The sequence below is a fragment of the Vogesella margarita genome (genome assembly GCF_028548475.1).
Classification (GTDB): Bacteria; Pseudomonadota; Gammaproteobacteria; order Burkholderiales; family Chromobacteriaceae; genus Vogesella; species Vogesella margarita.
On sequence record NZ_JAQQLE010000008.1, the window covers coordinates 28,672 to 43,960 of the forward strand.

Annotated in this window: 14 protein-coding genes; 8 read left to right on the top strand and 6 right to left on the bottom strand. The window is 54.7% G+C overall.

The genetic code is table 11. The features are described from left to right. The first annotated feature begins 4 nt into the window (after positions 1-4). From atpG to glmS, 6 genes are all read left to right on the top strand, one after another. Positions 5-871, top strand: coding sequence for a F0F1 ATP synthase subunit gamma (gene atpG / locus PQU96_RS09730; RefSeq protein WP_047968190.1), 867 nt, complete (start codon positions 5-7; stop codon positions 869-871). A gap of 42 nt (positions 872-913) precedes the next feature. After that, on the top strand, positions 914-2,308 hold the full coding sequence (gene atpD / locus PQU96_RS09735) for a F0F1 ATP synthase subunit beta (RefSeq protein ID WP_047968189.1): 1,395 nt from the start codon (positions 914-916) through the stop codon (positions 2,306-2,308). Positions 2,309-2,323: 15 nt separating this feature from the next. Beyond that, positions 2,324-2,746 carry a F0F1 ATP synthase subunit epsilon gene (locus PQU96_RS09740; RefSeq protein ID WP_047968188.1) on the top strand — a complete coding sequence of 141 codons (423 nt, stop codon included), beginning with the start codon at positions 2,324-2,326 and terminating at the stop codon, positions 2,744-2,746. 112 nt (positions 2,747-2,858) lie between these two features. Continuing rightward, entirely contained in the window at positions 2,859-4,223 is a 1,365-nt protein-coding gene (gene glmU / locus PQU96_RS09745; RefSeq protein WP_272772147.1) for a bifunctional UDP-N-acetylglucosamine diphosphorylase/glucosamine-1-phosphate N-acetyltransferase GlmU, read from the top strand. A 174-nt stretch (positions 4,224-4,397) separates the two neighbouring features. Further along, the gene (locus tag PQU96_RS09750) at positions 4,398-5,198 is read left to right on the top strand and encodes a DeoR/GlpR family DNA-binding transcription regulator (protein WP_272772148.1); all 801 of its coding nucleotides are present in this window, start codon (positions 4,398-4,400) and stop codon (positions 5,196-5,198) included. Positions 5,199-5,201: 3 nt separating this feature from the next. Continuing rightward, entirely contained in the window at positions 5,202-7,031 is a 1,830-nt protein-coding gene (gene glmS / locus PQU96_RS09755) for a glutamine--fructose-6-phosphate transaminase (isomerizing) (protein WP_272772150.1), read from the top strand. 263 nt (positions 7,032-7,294) lie between these two features. On the opposite strand, the gene PQU96_RS09760 is transcribed toward glmS, so the two are convergent. From PQU96_RS09760 to PQU96_RS09780, 6 genes are all read right to left on the bottom strand, one after another. Then, positions 7,295-9,259 (bottom strand): hypothetical protein, encoded by a 1,965-nt coding sequence (locus PQU96_RS09760; protein WP_272772151.1) that lies wholly within the window; start codon positions 9,257-9,259, stop codon positions 7,295-7,297. A 545-nt stretch (positions 9,260-9,804) separates the two neighbouring features. Then, a complete protein-coding gene (locus PQU96_RS09765; RefSeq protein ID WP_272772152.1) occupies positions 9,805-10,698 on the bottom strand; it encodes a hypothetical protein in 894 nt (297 codons plus the stop codon). A gap of 89 nt (positions 10,699-10,787) precedes the next feature. Continuing rightward, the gene (locus tag PQU96_RS09770; protein WP_272772153.1) at positions 10,788-11,600 is read right to left on the bottom strand and encodes a hypothetical protein; all 813 of its coding nucleotides are present in this window, start codon (positions 11,598-11,600) and stop codon (positions 10,788-10,790) included. Next, positions 11,597-12,334, bottom strand: coding sequence for a hypothetical protein (locus tag PQU96_RS09775; protein ID WP_272772154.1), 738 nt, complete (start codon positions 12,332-12,334; stop codon positions 11,597-11,599). Before PQU96_RS09775 ends, PQU96_RS09770 begins: the two co-directional genes overlap by 4 nt. A gap of 455 nt (positions 12,335-12,789) precedes the next feature. Next, complete coding sequence (locus tag PQU96_RS15930; protein WP_308446624.1) at positions 12,790-12,855, bottom strand: DUF4113 domain-containing protein; 66 nt, start codon at positions 12,853-12,855, stop codon at positions 12,790-12,792. Positions 12,856-12,901: 46 nt separating this feature from the next. After that, the gene (locus tag PQU96_RS09780; RefSeq protein ID WP_272772155.1) at positions 12,902-13,681 is read right to left on the bottom strand and encodes an Arc family DNA-binding protein; all 780 of its coding nucleotides are present in this window, start codon (positions 13,679-13,681) and stop codon (positions 12,902-12,904) included. Positions 13,682-13,851: 170 nt separating this feature from the next. Between PQU96_RS09780 and PQU96_RS15960 the strand changes: the two genes are divergently transcribed. Together PQU96_RS15960 and PQU96_RS09785 are read left to right on the top strand one after the other, a co-directional pair. After that, positions 13,852-13,989 (top strand): FitA-like ribbon-helix-helix domain-containing protein, encoded by a 138-nt coding sequence (locus tag PQU96_RS15960; RefSeq protein WP_373316289.1) that lies wholly within the window; start codon positions 13,852-13,854, stop codon positions 13,987-13,989. 310 nt (positions 13,990-14,299) lie between these two features. Next, the gene (locus PQU96_RS09785) at positions 14,300-15,286 is read left to right on the top strand and encodes a PDDEXK family nuclease (protein WP_272772156.1); all 987 of its coding nucleotides are present in this window, start codon (positions 14,300-14,302) and stop codon (positions 15,284-15,286) included. Positions 15,287-15,289: the final 3 nt, after the last annotated feature.

The window sequence follows — 15,289 nt, forward strand, 5'->3', positions numbered from 1 at the left end:
GGATATGGCAGTCGGTAAAGAGATTCTCACCAAGATCCGAAGCGTGCAGAACACGCAGAAGATCACCCGCGCTATGCAAATGGTGTCAACCTCCAAGATGCGCAAAACGCAAGAGCGTATGCGCGCTGCCCGTCCTTACGCCGAGAAGGTGCGCTCCGTTATGGCGCACCTGGCTTCGGCCAACACGGATCTGGAGCACCCACTGCTTGCACGTCGTGACGTTATCAAGCGTGCCGGTATTCTGCTGATCACTTCGGACAAAGGCCTTTGCGGTGGCTTGAACGCCAATACCCTGAAGCGCTTTTATGCCAAAGTCAGCGAACTGCAAGCGCAAGATGTCGCAGTTGACGTCTGCGCGATCGGCCAGAAAGGCCTTGCAGCCTGCCAGCGCGCCAAACTGAACGTTGTGGCAAGTGCGGTTCAGCTGGGCGATGTGCCCAAGCTGGAAAAATTGATCGGCCCGCTTACAGTACTGCTGAAACAGTATGCTGAAGGCGAACTGGATGCGGTTTATATCGTGTATTCCCGTTTCATCAACACGATGAAACAGGAGCCAGCCCTGGAACAACTGTTGCCGTTGACCGACGAGCATATGGTATCGGAGCACACCCATTCGTGGGACTACCTCTACGAGCCGAATGCGACCGACGTGATGGAGTTCCTGGTGAAGCGTTATCTGGAGTCCGTGGTGTACCAGTCCGTTGCGGAAAACATTGCTTCCGAGCAAGCCGCCCGTATGGTCGCCATGAAGGCTGCAACCGATAACGCGGGTAATGCGATCAAGCAACTGCGTCTTGTGTATAACAAGTCGCGTCAGGCAGCAATTACCAAAGAGCTGTCCGAGATCGTGTCTGGTGCCGCTGCGGTATAACCGTCGCAGGACTGTAAAAGTTTATTGAGTTAGGAACCGATAATGAGCCAAGGCAAAATCGTACAAATCATTGGCCCGGTGGTTGACGTGGAATTCCCACGCGACGCCATGCCAAAGATTTATGATGCCCTGAAGCTGGTTGACGCAGATCTGACGCTTGAAGTCCAGCAGCAGCTGGGCGACGGCGTAGTGCGTACCATCGCGATGGGTAGCTCTGACGGCCTGAAGCGTGGCATGGCGATCACCAATACCGGCGCACCGATTTCGGTACCGGTTGGCGCTGCCACCCTCGGTCGTATCATGGATGTACTGGGCAATCCGGTTGACGAAGCAGGTCCGGTGGCTAGCGAATCCGTTCGCGCCATTCACCAGACTGCGCCGAAGTTCGACGAACTGTCCTCCGCTACTGAACTGCTGGAAACAGGCATCAAGGTTATTGACCTGCTGTGCCCGTTTGCCAAAGGCGGTAAGGTGGGTCTGTTCGGTGGTGCCGGTGTCGGCAAGACCGTTAACATGATGGAACTGATCAACAACATTGCCAAGGCACACTCGGGTCTGTCCGTGTTTGCCGGCGTTGGTGAGCGCACTCGTGAAGGTAACGACTTCTACCACGAGATGAAGGACTCCAACGTTCTGGACAAAGTGGCAATGGTGTACGGCCAGATGAACGAGCCGCCAGGCAACCGTCTGCGCGTTGCGCTGACCGGTCTGACCATGGCCGAGCACTTCCGCGACGAGAAGGACGAAAACGGCAAGGGCCGTGACGTTCTGTTCTTCGTGGACAACATCTACCGTTACACACTGGCCGGTACCGAAGTATCCGCACTGCTGGGCCGTATGCCTTCCGCAGTGGGTTACCAGCCGACCCTGGCCGAAGAAATGGGCCGTCTGCAAGAACGTATTACCTCGACCAAGGATGGTTCGATTACCTCCATCCAGGCCGTTTACGTTCCAGCCGATGACTTGACCGACCCGTCTCCAGCCACAACGTTTGCCCACCTGGACGCAACCGTGGTGCTGTCGCGTGACATCGCTTCCCTTGGTATCTACCCTGCGGTAGACCCACTGGATTCGACTTCCCGTCAGCTGGATCCGCTGGTTGTTGGCGACGAGCACTACAGCGTTGCCCGCGGCGTGCAGACTACCCTGCAGAAGTACAAGGAACTGCGTGACATTATCGCGATTCTGGGTATGGACGAACTGTCTGAAGAAGACAAGCTCACCGTATACCGTGCGCGTAAGATCCAGCGTTTCCTGTCCCAGCCGTTCCACGTGGCAGAAGTGTTTACCGGCTCGCCGGGCAAATACGTTCCGCTGAAGGAAACGATCAAGGGCTTCAAGGCAATTATCAGCGGCGAGTACGACCATCTGCCGGAACAGGCGTTCTACATGGTCGGCTCCATCGACGAAGCTGTCGAGAAAGCCAAGACCCTTTAATCAAGGAGAGGGCTAATGGCCAAGATGCATGTGGAAGTGGTCAGTACCGAACAGCAGATCTACTCCGGTGAAGCCGAATTTCTGGTGGCACCGGCTCAGGAAGGCGAGATCGGTATCTATCCACGTCACGTGCCGCTGTTGACCCGTATCAAACCAGGCCTGTTGCGTTTGACAGTGCCTGGTTCCAAGGAAGAAGTGCTGGTGGCGGTATCGGGTGGCATGATGGAAGTGCAACCTAACCACATCACGGTTCTTGCGGATACGGCGATTCGCGGCGAGGATCTCGACGAAGCGCGTGCGGCAGAAGCCAAGCGTACTGCTGAGGATGCCCTCAAGCATGCGGCCAGTGATCAAGACACGGCGAAAGCACAAGCTGCTCTGGCTTCTGCGATTGCCCAGCTCAAGGCACTGGAGTATCTGCGCAAGCGCGTGCACTAAGCGCGTCAGCGTTTGCTGTATAGTTCAGGCTGTCACTCCGGTGACAGCCTTTTTCATTTATGGAAAGACAGGCATAATCACCGCCTCGCAATTGTCATTATCTGGACTGTTCATGGACTCTCTCAGCGTTGTCATTCTGGCTGCCGGCAAAGGCAAGCGTATGTACTCGGCCTTGCCCAAGGTATTGCACCCGATCGGCGGCCAACCGATGCTGGCGCGCGTGATTGCGACCGCCCGCCAGTTGCAGCCGGCCAAGATCGTGGTGGTGTACGGTCACGGCGGCGAACAGGTGCGCGAGCAGATCCAGGATCCGGACATCGCCTGGGCGTTGCAGGCCGAGCAGCTGGGCACCGGCCACGCGCTGAAGATGGCGCTGCCGCACCTGCCCAAGGTTGGCCGCACGCTGGTGCTGTACGGCGACGTGCCGCTGACCACGCTGGCGACCCTGCAGCAATTGCTGGCCGCGGCGGAGCAGGGCATGGCGCTGCTGGTCGACGTGTTGCCGGATGCCAGTGGTTACGGCCGCATCGTGCGCAATGCCGCCGGCGACATCGTCGCCATCGTGGAAGACAAGGACTGCAACCCGCAGCAGAAGGCGATCCGCGAAATCAATACCGGCATGCTGGTGCTGCCCAACGAGCGCCTCGACGGCTGGCTCGGCGCGCTGAAGAACGGCAACGCGCAGGGCGAGTACTACCTGACCGACGTCATTGGTCTGGCGGTGGCCGACGGCCTGGCGGTGCCCGGCGTCACCGTGGCCGCCTCGTGGGAGGCCGCCGGTGTCAACAACAAGTGGCAGCTGGCCGAGCTGGAGCGCCAGCTGCAGCTGAACCAGGCACGGGCGCTACTCACCGCCGGCGTCACCCTCGCCGATCCGGCGCGCATCGACGTGCGCGGCGAGCTGCAGCACGGCATGGACGTCAGTATCGATGTCGGCTGCGTGTTCGAAGGCCAGGTAAGCCTGGGTGATAAGGTGCAGATCGGCGCCTACTGCGTGCTGAAGAACGTCACCGTCGCCGCCGGTACCCGCATCGCGCCGTATTCGCACCTGGAAGACGCGGTGGTGGGCGAAGGCTGCCGCATCGGGCCGTACGCCCGCCTGCGCCCGGGCGCAAGGTTGGCCGCACACGTGCACGTCGGCAACTTTGTCGAGATCAAGAAGGCGACCGTGGGCGAAGGCTCCAAGGTCAACCACCTCACCTACATCGGCGACGCCGACATCGGCAGCAAGGTCAATGTCGGTGCCGGCTCGGTGACCTGCAACTACGACGGCGTCAACAAGTATCGCACCGTGATCGGCGACGGCGTGTTCGTCGGCTCCGGCACGCTGATGGTCGCGCCGGTGACGCTGGAAGAGGGCGCCACCATCGGCGCCGGCTCGGTGCTCACCAAGACCGCCCCCGCCGGCCAGCTGACCGTGGCACGTGCCAAGCAGCTGACGGTGCCGGGCTGGCAGCGTCCGCAGAAGAAAAACTGACGCGTTTCCGTGCAGCAGAAAACCGCCTTGGCCATCCGGCAAGGCGGTTTTTTCATGCGTACGAGGCGACAAGGTTGGCCGCAAGCCGATGTGGTGTCGGGCCTGGCCGCAAGGCGCTTGTTTTGTGTGACTTTCGCTGATATATTTCGAAAAACTTTCGAAACGAAACATTGTATGACCAAGCGAAATACCCAGCAGCGTCGTCATGCTATCGTTGCCCTGGTGCAGGAGCGCGGTGAAGTCAGCGTTGATGAGCTGACCCGCAGCTTTGCCACCTCCGAAGTGACCATCCGCAAGGATCTGGCGCTGCTGGAAACCGGTGGTCTGCTGCTGCGCCGCTACGGCGGTGCGGTGTCGCTGCCGGCGGAAATGGTCAACACCGGCGATCCGCTGAAGGTTTCGCAACGAAAGCTCGCCATTGCCCGCGCCGCTGCTGAGCGCATCCGCGACCACAACCGCATCATCATCGACAGCGGCACCACTACCAGTGCGATGATTCCGCTGCTGGGCCACAAGCGCGGGCTGATCGTGATGACCAACTCGCTGAACGTGGCCGGTGCGCTGCGCGAGCTGGAAAACGAACCCACGCTGCTGATGACTGGCGGCACCTGGGACCCGCATTCCGAATCGTTCCAGGGGCAGGTGGCCGAGCAGGTACTGCGCTCCTACGATTTCGATCAGCTGTTCATCGGTGCCGATGGCATCGATCTGGCACGTGGCACCACCACCTTCAACGAGCTGGTGGGGCTGTCGCGGGTCATGGCCGAGGTGGCGCGCGAAGTGGTGGTGATGGTGGTGTCTGACAAGATCGGACGCCGCATTCCCAACCTGGAGCTGCCGTGGGAGCGCATCCAGACCCTGGTGACCGACGACGCCTTGTCGCCGGAAGCCCAGGCCAGTATTCAAGCCAAGGGGGTGACACTGATCTGCGCCCCATCGCAAAACCTAATGCAAACAGATTCTGTTAGGAGATAAAGCATGTGCGGCATCGTCGGCGCCATCGCCAACCGTAATATCGTTTCCGTACTGGTAGAAGGCCTCAAGCGCCTGGAATACCGCGGCTATGACTCTTCCGGCATTGCCGTGCACGCCGGCAGCCAGATCACCCGCGTGCGCCGGGTTGGCCGCGTGGCGGAAATGGAGGCTGCGGCACAGGCCGACAACGTGCAGGGCCAGCTTGGCATCGGCCACACCCGTTGGGCCACGCATGGTGGCGTGACCGAATACAATGCGCATCCGCATGTGTCGCACGGGCTGATCGCCGTGGTGCATAACGGCATCATCGAAAACCACGAAGAGAAGCGTGCCGAACTGAAAGCCGCCGGCTACGTGTTCGAATCGCAGACCGACACCGAGGTGATCGCTCACCTGGTGCACCAGTACTACCTGCAGGAAAAAGACCTGTTCCGTGCCGTGCACAAGGCCACCCGCGAGCTGACTGGCGCCTACGCCATCGGCGTCATCGCGCTGGATCGCCCGGACGAGCTGGTATGCGCGCGCATGGGTTGCCCGCTGCTGATCGGCCTGGGGGAGGGCGAGAACTTCATCGCTTCCGACGTTTCCGCCATCCTGACCGCCACGCGCCGTGTGTTGTTCCTGGAGGAGGGCGACATCGGCCACCTCACTCGTGACGGCGTAAAGCTGATCGATAAGGACGATCAGCCTGTAGAGCGTAAGGTGCACGTGTCCGACGTATCGCTGGCTTCGCTGGAACTGGGCCCGTACAGCCACTTCATGCAGAAGGAAATCCACGAACAGCCCAAGGCACTGTCCGACACCATCGAAGTGGTGCTGGATGACGGCTTTGTGCCGGAGCTGTTCGGTGCCGCTGCGGCCAACGTGCTGCCGGCACTCACCGGCGTGAAGATTCTGGCCTGCGGCACCAGCTACTACGCTGGTCTGACCGCCAAGTACTGGATCGAAAGCATCGCCGGCGTGGTGTGCGATGTGGAAATCGCCAGCGAATACCGCTACCGCGCAGCCTTTGCCGACCCGCAGCACCTGGTGGTGACCATCTCGCAATCCGGCGAGACGCTGGACACCATGGAAGCGCTGAAATACGCGCGCAGCCTGGGCCACCAGCATGCACTGTCGATCTGCAACGTGCGCGAATCCGCCATTCCGCGTGCATCCGACCTGGTGTTCTACACCCGTGCCGGTGCCGAGATCGGCGTCGCCTCCACCAAGGCCTTTACCACCCAGCTGGTCAGCCTGTTCGCGCTGGCCGTTACCCTGGGCAAGGTGCGCGGCCGCGTAACGGCCGAGCAGGAAGCACAGTACCTGGAAGAACTGCGCCGTCTGCCGGGCAGCGTGCAGCACGCGCTGAACCTGGAGCCGCAGATCACCGCCTGGTCGCAGCAGTTCGCCGCCAAGAACGACGCACTGTTCCTCGGTCGTGGCCTGCACTACCCGATTGCGCTGGAAGGCGCGCTGAAGCTGAAGGAAATCTCCTACATCCACGCCGAAGCCTACCCGGCTGGTGAACTCAAGCACGGCCCGCTGGCACTGGTGGACGAGAATATGCCGGTAGTGGTGATCGCCCCCAACGACGCGCTGCTGGAGAAGGTGAAATCCAATATGCAGGAAGTGCGCGCCCGCGGCGGCGAGCTGTTCGTGTTTGCCGATGCCGACAGCCACTTCAGCGAGTCCGACGGCGTGCACGTGATCCGCACCCCGCGCCACGTCGGCATCCTCAGCCCCATCGTGCACTCCATCCCGGTGCAACTGCTGGCCTACCACGTCGCGCTGGCACGCGGTACCGACGTGGATAAGCCACGCAACCTCGCAAAATCGGTCACCGTGGAATAAAGGTTGGCCGCAGCTGTGACTACACCGAATAAAGTTCGTCGGATCCGAATAAAGTTCGTCGGAGTCTGACCAAATAGAAGGGGCCGCTGGCCCCTTCTATTTTTTCAGCTGGCGGACGTGCCGAGGCACCTGAGGTGATCTCATGTGTGGAGAGTGCTTTTCGGCCAAAGCTGCCGGGACATCGTCAATGGGAAATGGCCGGTTCTGAATACAGACCGGTCATTGCCATTTTGAGACGTCGGATGACAGCTACTATAGCTGGGTTACGTCGGCTCCGTGCCTGTTGCGGTCAGTTGGGCGAGGTCACCTGATAGCATACGATCCGAGAAGAATGGCTCCAGCAATTCGTGCGTATCAATATTCGCCCCCTTTGTGCGACGTGCTTCATCGGAAAATTGCTGTAACTCGAAAGCAAGCTCGGAACTACGGATTGCTTCAATTCTACGAGCAAGCGCTTCAGTTTTACGCTCATCACAGTAAATCAATGAGTCCAAAAGACTAAATGACGTTTCCGATTCGTACCCCGCACTTCCAGACATAGACAAGAAATCTACGACGCGACTGGGTGTGTCAGCGTAAATTCGGCTCATATTCTCGACAATTGCTGTAAGTGCATAGTCCCACGTCGCAAAAATGAAGCCTGCATCAGTCTTCTGCTTTAAATAGGTACATACGGACGCATCATGGTCGATGATGATTGGAGGATCGTTCTTTTTCATGAGGGCTATCTTTTCTCGAATGTCCTCTGCCCTCGCGGGCGTGGATACAACCCCGATACCGAAGCTCTCCAGTAGGCTTTGTATGCGGTTCTCTATGGACCATGATCCAGCTTCTTCAGTGATTCCGAAATATTTAAGGAATTGCTTCAAGCTAAGCTTGCCGGAAAACTCAGGGATATCACGAATGTGGCTATAGTGACTTATGTAGGCATTGCCAGATGATCGCAACACATTTTTTGGCTCTTCACCAATTAAGTCATATATGGCTAAATACTCGATTGCCTTTTTGCCGTGGCTTGCTATCTCATTCAAATATGGTTGGGGAACCTTTATGGATATATTGTGCGATTTGCATAGTTCGTGCAATGCGGAAGCGCCAACGCCATAGCGCGAGTTAGCCTTAGCGAAGCTGAGGCCAAACAGAAGAGGCATCGCCACACTTGAATCGAGCAACACAGTGATCTCGGTGGATTGACCGAGGACGCGAAAAATATCAAATGTGTCTGTACTGAAGACGTGATCGATTGCCTCTCCATAAAGAGCAATCCTGGCGCACGTCAAGCGCGATAGGTCTTGATAGAGCTCTGGCTTTCTAGGGCCGAGCCTATTCTCCGCGATAATTTGATTCAGATTGACTTCATGCGCTTTGTCACCCTCGAAGTCGCCGCGTCTCGCGAGAATTTCCACTGCCGTTGAAATCAATGAATCAGCAACTGGTTCAGCTAAATTGTATTTCTCGCAGATACCCTTAAGGTCGATACTTTTGGCTTGCAAGAAATCTTCCATTGCGGCTCTGATCTCGGCTTCTGCACTATCGTTGAGATATAAGAGACCTTCTCGTGCTTCAACCTCACGGGAAGTGCGAAGTCGCTGTAAAGCGCGATTGGCGGGACCTGCGATATTAGGGTTTTCGTATGACTTTGTGATGTTGCCGAGCAACTCCGCTTCAGTTGCGCCAGGCGCAGCGAACAGATGAGACTTTAGTTTGGACTCAAGTACGTTGTCACGAAGCTCCTTCGCTTCCTTGGAGAAAAGCAAAGTATTGCTTAGGGCGACTTCCTGCGGGGTCGCCGACAACTTCCTGTTTATGACGAAACCAAGCCGTTCGTATGCAGTTTCTATTCTCCCTGGGAGTGCAAGTGCTGTAGCGATGCGATCAAGATCAAAAAGCGTCACCTCTACAACGCCGTGCAGCTTATACCGAGACTGCAAAAATCCCTCCCATTCATTGTCACGAACCCTTCGATTCGTGACATAAATGAAGTGCTTTTTGCCTGCAAGCCTTGTTGCTTCGGCCTCTTTGTTGATCTTTGCTTCCCATTTCGTCTGAACGCTCAACTGAATCCGAAGGTGCCCCCAACTACAAGTTACGTCTCGCCCACCGTCACCAGTTCCGTCGATGATGGCAAGGTCTTGGTAGCCCTTACAAGATAAAAATAGTAGTGCGATATCGTAGAATTTCTTCTCTTCTAGGTCTCTTATTGCGCGATGCAGTCCGGAAAAGTACATGCGAGTCCTCAAGTTCTGTTAGCTGAAAACACACACCATACGGTGCACTCGATCATTGCTCAGACGTAGCCGGCCGGAGCATCGCTTTCCACGCCGAATTTAAGACATTACAATAAACCAAAGGTGTTTGCTCAGGATAGGAGTTAAATCGCTCGATGCCGTAGTGCCCTGTTCGAAGCAGTCAGACACTGAAAGACAAGTAAGCACCAAATTGCAGCCTGACACTGACCTATGGGCCAATGACTGGATTGGCCGACGGCCTGCCGCTGCTCCAGATGGGAAGGCAGCAGGTCGGCCTGAGCGGTCGGTGATGATCTCAATGAAAATTGACCGGCTCTGGCCACAGACCGGCCACTTTCTCCAGAGCTGAAGGCACGTCAGCAGTTCGGCCTTATGTGGAGCTCCGCATAAGGATGCACTTCGGATTCTCTGGCGGCCACAATTAGCGCCAGTAGCTATTAATGGCCAGCTTCAACCGGCATAGTCGGCCAGTCTTACCAGAGTCTGCATGGTGCTTCTGTTTTGTCGCTTAAGGATTGGCATGGTCAGTCACTATGAAGAATCGAGTTGGCATCAACATAGTTCAACTCTTCATAATCCGTTAGTGTCAGATCGCAGAAGTAGCAGTTGATGCTGTCGACAAAAACACCCGTCACAAAAGAGATCCTCTCGGCCGGATCGTAATCGTAGTCAGGCTCTATTCTTGCTACGGCCTGCTGAGCGCATGCTGGGCAGTCAATCGACTCATAACTGAAATCCTGACCAGACCGTTGCAGCAATGTTGCTGTTTGATGCTCGGCCTGGCTGACAAACCCCGGCTTCGAAGAACGTTCAACCCAAATAGCACGATGCTGTTCAAGCCGTGCCGTCATCTCTTGAGTAATTACTTCCTCTCTTTGCAGTCTGTTGCTCAAAATTTGTAGACGGTGATTGTTTTCTCCGAAAAACCCATTTGTCGGCATGGCGCGCTCGGAGCAAATATCGTTCAACAACTTGTAGGCATCTTTTGCGAGGAGGCGTTTGGCCTTGGGGATATTCAATTCAGACAAAGGGCGATGAGCCAGAATGTCCCGATGGTTGGCCAGGGTGTACAAAAGCTGGCTGTTGTTCTTCACCCCATTTGAGAAAAGCAGCGCTCGTTGCAGGGCAAGCCTAAATGAGACCACATCATGGTCCGGCTGGCTTGACGTCACTTTGTGCTGATCGTCGTTAACGAACTTGTGCTTGTATAAGCAAGGGGCAGCATTCTTGAAATCCCCGTTGCTCAACACGAAAACTGGGTTCACATCGGCAAGGATGAATTTTAGCAGGCGCTCAACCCCGAGAGAGAAGAACGTGGTTGCTGCAATTACCCCCTGATCACTCATGTCCGCGGCAATTTCTTTGCCTGCCATCTTTATCATCATTTGTGCGTCTGCCAAATACTCCTCAGCGGTCATTCTCCCCCTCCTCAATTGGGCTGGCAGTTAAACAGGCAATGCTCATGTAAACTGCCCCTAAACTTGTAGGTAGACTACCCAATTATTTTTCAAATCACTAGCTCGCATAGCTTATCTGCTGCTGTCGCAGTGCTAGAGGCTGGCCAGAGCCTCATTGATACACTGTCAGCCTCACGCTCAATCTCATCTAGGTTTCGTTTCAACGCGGTACGTTGCTTATCTCCCAACGTTGGATCAGTATCCGGGGGGACAGCCATAATCAGCCCTGCCAAGGTAACCCCTGAAATATCTTTGGCACGGGCAAGTTCCCATAGCTTCGCACGTGCATCACGGACACTTGAAGGCTGCCGAACTGGGTGCAACATGCCAAAATGTAAAATTGCTTTCGGGGACGAGAAACCAAAACGGACGGGCTCGCCACCATTCAGGAGTATAGCCGTACGATTAAAATATGTATCAAGTTCAGGATATCGGGCCACTACCTGTTCCCGGACCTGAGTTGCAAATCTTTTGTTTCCTTCCGCTTGATTGGAGCTTAGGTCCTCACTATCGCTATCTAATGCATCCAAATTTGCCAAACTCGAGTACATCAGCGCGGAAATTCGAAGAGCCTCATTGCGATCCATGACATCAGTCTCAATGGTTCTTCCAGGTGCCAACCCCATAAGTGGGGGTAGTTCGACGGCAGCAAGAGGTATGAGTTGTAAGTAAGTTTCTATTGCAGCACTAAAGAGTGTTTTCAGCTTGCCAGCAGCTTCGCCATACATGGCATTCAGTACATCATCTCTGATAAGAATGTGTCCTGTCGACTCGCCATTCATTGAAATAATGGCGGCGGCTGTTAACCGTTCTCCAGTGCCAGCAACAGGCTCCCAAAATAAGGGAAAAATAGTGGCTTTCATTGCAGGCCCGCAAACAAGTCATTCGGTTGAGGAAAACGGGCAACAACTCGTGATGCAAGAGATGGAAGCCTATTGGCGACAAATTCAGCAAATTGGTAAGTGCCAGCCGCAGCAGCGCTCTCTGCCGCGTCAAGTAGACCGTTATCAGATAACGTAAGTGCATGCGAAACTGCACTAGTCTGGACCTGGTTGTGTAAGCCACAAGCACCAAGCAGTAAAGCTAGCTTATTACCGTCTGGGAGGTCAGAAACCCCGAGAGACTGGTCGTGATCTACCCACACAGGCTCCCCTCCATCCCATAAGACCTGGCCAATATGACGATCCACATTGTGAATCGCCTCATCAGCTGCGACAACGACCCCAGTTTGGGACCAACTGGCTAGCAAGGTAGCTGCTGCTACGATCAGCTTTTCTTTGTACTGGTCTGGTAGATGCTCACTCCAACCTAACCGCTGCTTGAGGTTAGGGTAAGCTGCATCCTGTGAGCCATATAGAATTTCACTCCCTGCAAGCACAATACAGGGGGCTGGCGTTGAAATACCCCATCCCCGTAATACGAGCGATGCGAAACACTCTGCGGCTATCTTGTGCTGTTCAAGTCGCTTGCAGATGACAGTTGCGATTCCCCCCGTTGATAAACGGACTTGAGCCCGGAATGGCTTGCTGTTTCCTTCTCCAAGACATTGTTCTGTCCCAGGGATAAGAGTTGCGCGCTCAATCTGCATGATTACCATAGCCTTTCACACGGCAATTAGGGAAAAAACGAACCAGTTTTTACATTATCAAATCTTAATCTACGGGAGACAGGGAATGATCGCTATCTCTCCACCGAAATGACATCAAAGATCAAGACTTCTCAACGTGCACGAACCAAGCAGAAGAAGCTTCTGGAGAACTTCTGTTCTTTGTCGATGATGAAAATTTTAGCACATTCGCATGATGTATCGTACCTTGACAGACAAGTAGACTCGTGTTCGCTAGGCGATAGAGATCATTCAGGACAAGAGCATGGTGACTGAAGCCTCCCGTGCCTTCGACTTGGCTCCGTTCGAGATCAAAGCCTAGGTCGATGTGAATCGCACTCAAACATGTATAGACACATGCACGGCGGCTTCCAAAGAGAAAGCAGCCGAAGCCCGGACCAAAGAAAATGGCCGCTTCGGCCGAAAACCCGCCTCAGTAAGCAAAACTAGCGAACCCTGATGAGCTCATCCCAACGGGTCGTCCAGCATGGCGACCTTTTTTCTTGCCGCATCGCCCAGTCTTTCCTGATGCCTTCACTCCCTAGTCGGAGGTTGTGGCTATTTTTTTGTTGTGTATTCGTTTGTTTTATTTATTTCGTCCTCGATTCCTTGTAGCTTTTTAAGCTGCTCTTCATGCATTTCTTTTAGTAATTCACGTTTGAACTCTGCAATCCTAGATATTTCTGCTGCCATTACAGGAAAATTACAAAACCATTCATTAAGAAGGTCGTATAAGTAGCCTGCGGCAATCTCTTGTATATCGAATATTAGATTTTCTTCGCTATTGTTGTATCTATCGCAGAATGTCATCACGGATTCCTCTGCCATCGGCTGTGAAGAGGTGGTACTACACCAATGTAGATAAGCTAGCACGAGCTTACGTTTACTGTGCTCAGGTGCAAGCTTTTGCGGGCGTAGTGGGTCTATAAATTTTTGAACATGTACTGACTGACTGGCGTACCAACGAAAAGCCAAAAGAATGCCGCTCAAGTGCCATGGTTCTACTTCATCGAACCCTGCAACGCGTTCAACCTCTCCCTCCTCCTGTGCAAGGTCAGCTGCTTTATAGCGTCGGCAGTACTCTCTGATCGCATTTCTCTCATCGTGCGGCCAGCGTACATCTTGCTGCCACACTTCAAATGTGAGTGCTAGCTCCGCTTTTTGTCGCTCACGTTGCATTGCTGCGACATTCCTTTGCGCCCCCAAAGGGAGTGATTCCTCTAGTCGATGCAAAATCTCATGATTGACTGACCTTCCATTTTTAGCTGAAACAGCCTCTAACTGCTCATACAAGCTAATGGGGATCCTAAGTGGAAAAGGTTTGATATTGTTTTTCATGGTTGTGCCTACTTTTCTCTAAATAATGATATCACTTTGATATCAAATAAATTTAATTTAGCTTTGGGGTTGCCACTAAATTGCAACTGCGCCAGAGTAATAGTATGTTCAGCAGGCAGGAAGTAAAACGTATGGACAATAAGATTTACAGGTCACAGTATCGACTGCCGATGCTAGTTGCGAATTGGCTGAGGTCGAAAGCGGCTACACATTTTCGGAGTATGAATGCCGAGCTGATTGCAATCCTGCATGCTGCCATGCAGCAGGATGAGGCAAATAAGCATCCTGAGGATGATAGACGTGTCTAGCTACAAGTGGGGGGCAACCCTGGAGGTTAGGAGAGTTTCAGTATGTGGCGGCTCTGCCAATGAAGGTTAGTCGCGATGGCCAAAGGATCGTCAGTGACAGTACTGAGCACGGTGATGCTCTGTAAGGAGGATGCTATGTAGCTGCGAAAACAAAAACGCCATTGAGGTGCGAACTCAACGGCGTTTCGTACCGAGGGAAGCCCCGGATTTGATTAGCAATTTGAATGTACTCGCCCCTCTCGGACGAGTCAAGGGCTTCCTTTTCCTGTTGATTTTTCATGCCTGCTCAGCTGGCAGGAAAGGATAACCCATGGCCAAAGCCATCAACTTGACACTGGCACGACTTCGGGAAGTTTTACGTCGCCAGGATCCTACACAGTGGGGCGCGCACTATGACCCAGCTATTCGAGCGACCCGTGAGGAAGCCCCTGCACGTAGCCGATTCGCCCAAGTCTGGTCGCAGCGATTGGGGCGATATTGCCACACGCTGTCGTCTGTCGAACGTGACGCACTGTTATTGGCGCTGTTTCACCCCGCGCTGTTTGAGCTGCAGGAACAGCGCATGCTTTCCACCGAGCCCCGCCCCCATCCGCTGAGTGGCCATCCATTAGCTGTGGGAATGGACTTGCCTCCTCTGCGGGGCACCATCGATGTATGCGACCGGCTCGATATGGTCGAGCGACATCTCTGGATCAAAGTGGATCATCCTGATGGTAGTGGGCGCGTGCCAGTGCCAGCACCGTTCATCGGTGATTTCCTGCTGTTCCTGCAGGATCAGGACGGTCCTTACTGTGTTAACTGGACCATCAAGGCGTTTGCTGACGACTTTGAAAAAAAACCTGTTCGAGATCGGCCGAGTAGAAACCCGCGCGCGGACGGCATAGCAGAGCGTAGCCGTCATGCCATTGAGGCGCTTTACTATGCCGATGCGGGGATACCTACGATTCGAATCGTTCGAAGTGATCTTCCTGCGTTGCTCATCCAGAACCTGTGCAGTCTCTTGATTGGCCAGCATCGTGCTGTGGAAGTGGACGCAGGTATCTATGCCGAAATTTGTGATCGCCTCCAGGCAAGTATCCAGCTCGGGCAAAGGCCTCTGGATGTATTGCTATCGATCGTTCACCGTCACGATCTGTCGCTAGATCTCGTCAAGGCTTGCTTCTATCGGGCTCTTTGGCGACGCGACGTGCGTGCCGAGCTGATGGACGAGCCAATTTTTATCGACAGAGAGCTCCGACCTCTACGCAAAGATCCCCTGCAAGTCTTTTCTGACCGTTTTGCACGGCGACCCAAGTGAGGA

What these genes read in the sequence shown, in the direction of transcription:
- glmS (WP_272772150.1), top strand. Translation starts at nt 5,202, where the DNA reads ATGTGCGGCATCGTCGGCGCCATCGCCAACCGTAATATCGTTTCCGTA.
- atpD (WP_047968189.1), top strand. Translation starts at nt 914, where the DNA reads ATGAGCCAAGGCAAAATCGTACAAATCATTGGCCCGGTGGTTGACGTG.
- PQU96_RS09740 (WP_047968188.1), top strand. Translation starts at nt 2,324, where the DNA reads ATGGCCAAGATGCATGTGGAAGTGGTCAGTACCGAACAGCAGATCTAC.
- PQU96_RS09750 (WP_272772148.1), top strand. Translation starts at nt 4,398, where the DNA reads ATGACCAAGCGAAATACCCAGCAGCGTCGTCATGCTATCGTTGCCCTG.
- atpG (WP_047968190.1), top strand. Translation starts at nt 5, where the DNA reads ATGGCAGTCGGTAAAGAGATTCTCACCAAGATCCGAAGCGTGCAGAAC.
- PQU96_RS15960 (WP_373316289.1), top strand. Translation starts at nt 13,852, where the DNA reads ATGCTAGTTGCGAATTGGCTGAGGTCGAAAGCGGCTACACATTTTCGG.
- PQU96_RS09780 (WP_272772155.1), bottom strand. Translation starts at nt 13,681, where the DNA reads ATGAAAAACAATATCAAACCTTTTCCACTTAGGATCCCCATTAGCTTG.
- PQU96_RS09760 (WP_272772151.1), bottom strand. Translation starts at nt 9,259, where the DNA reads ATGTACTTTTCCGGACTGCATCGCGCAATAAGAGACCTAGAAGAGAAG.
- PQU96_RS09785 (WP_272772156.1), top strand. Translation starts at nt 14,300, where the DNA reads ATGGCCAAAGCCATCAACTTGACACTGGCACGACTTCGGGAAGTTTTA.
- PQU96_RS09770 (WP_272772153.1), bottom strand. Translation starts at nt 11,600, where the DNA reads ATGAAAGCCACTATTTTTCCCTTATTTTGGGAGCCTGTTGCTGGCACT.
- PQU96_RS09765 (WP_272772152.1), bottom strand. Translation starts at nt 10,698, where the DNA reads ATGACCGCTGAGGAGTATTTGGCAGACGCACAAATGATGATAAAGATG.
- PQU96_RS09775 (WP_272772154.1), bottom strand. Translation starts at nt 12,334, where the DNA reads ATGGTAATCATGCAGATTGAGCGCGCAACTCTTATCCCTGGGACAGAA.
- glmU (WP_272772147.1), top strand. Translation starts at nt 2,859, where the DNA reads ATGGACTCTCTCAGCGTTGTCATTCTGGCTGCCGGCAAAGGCAAGCGT.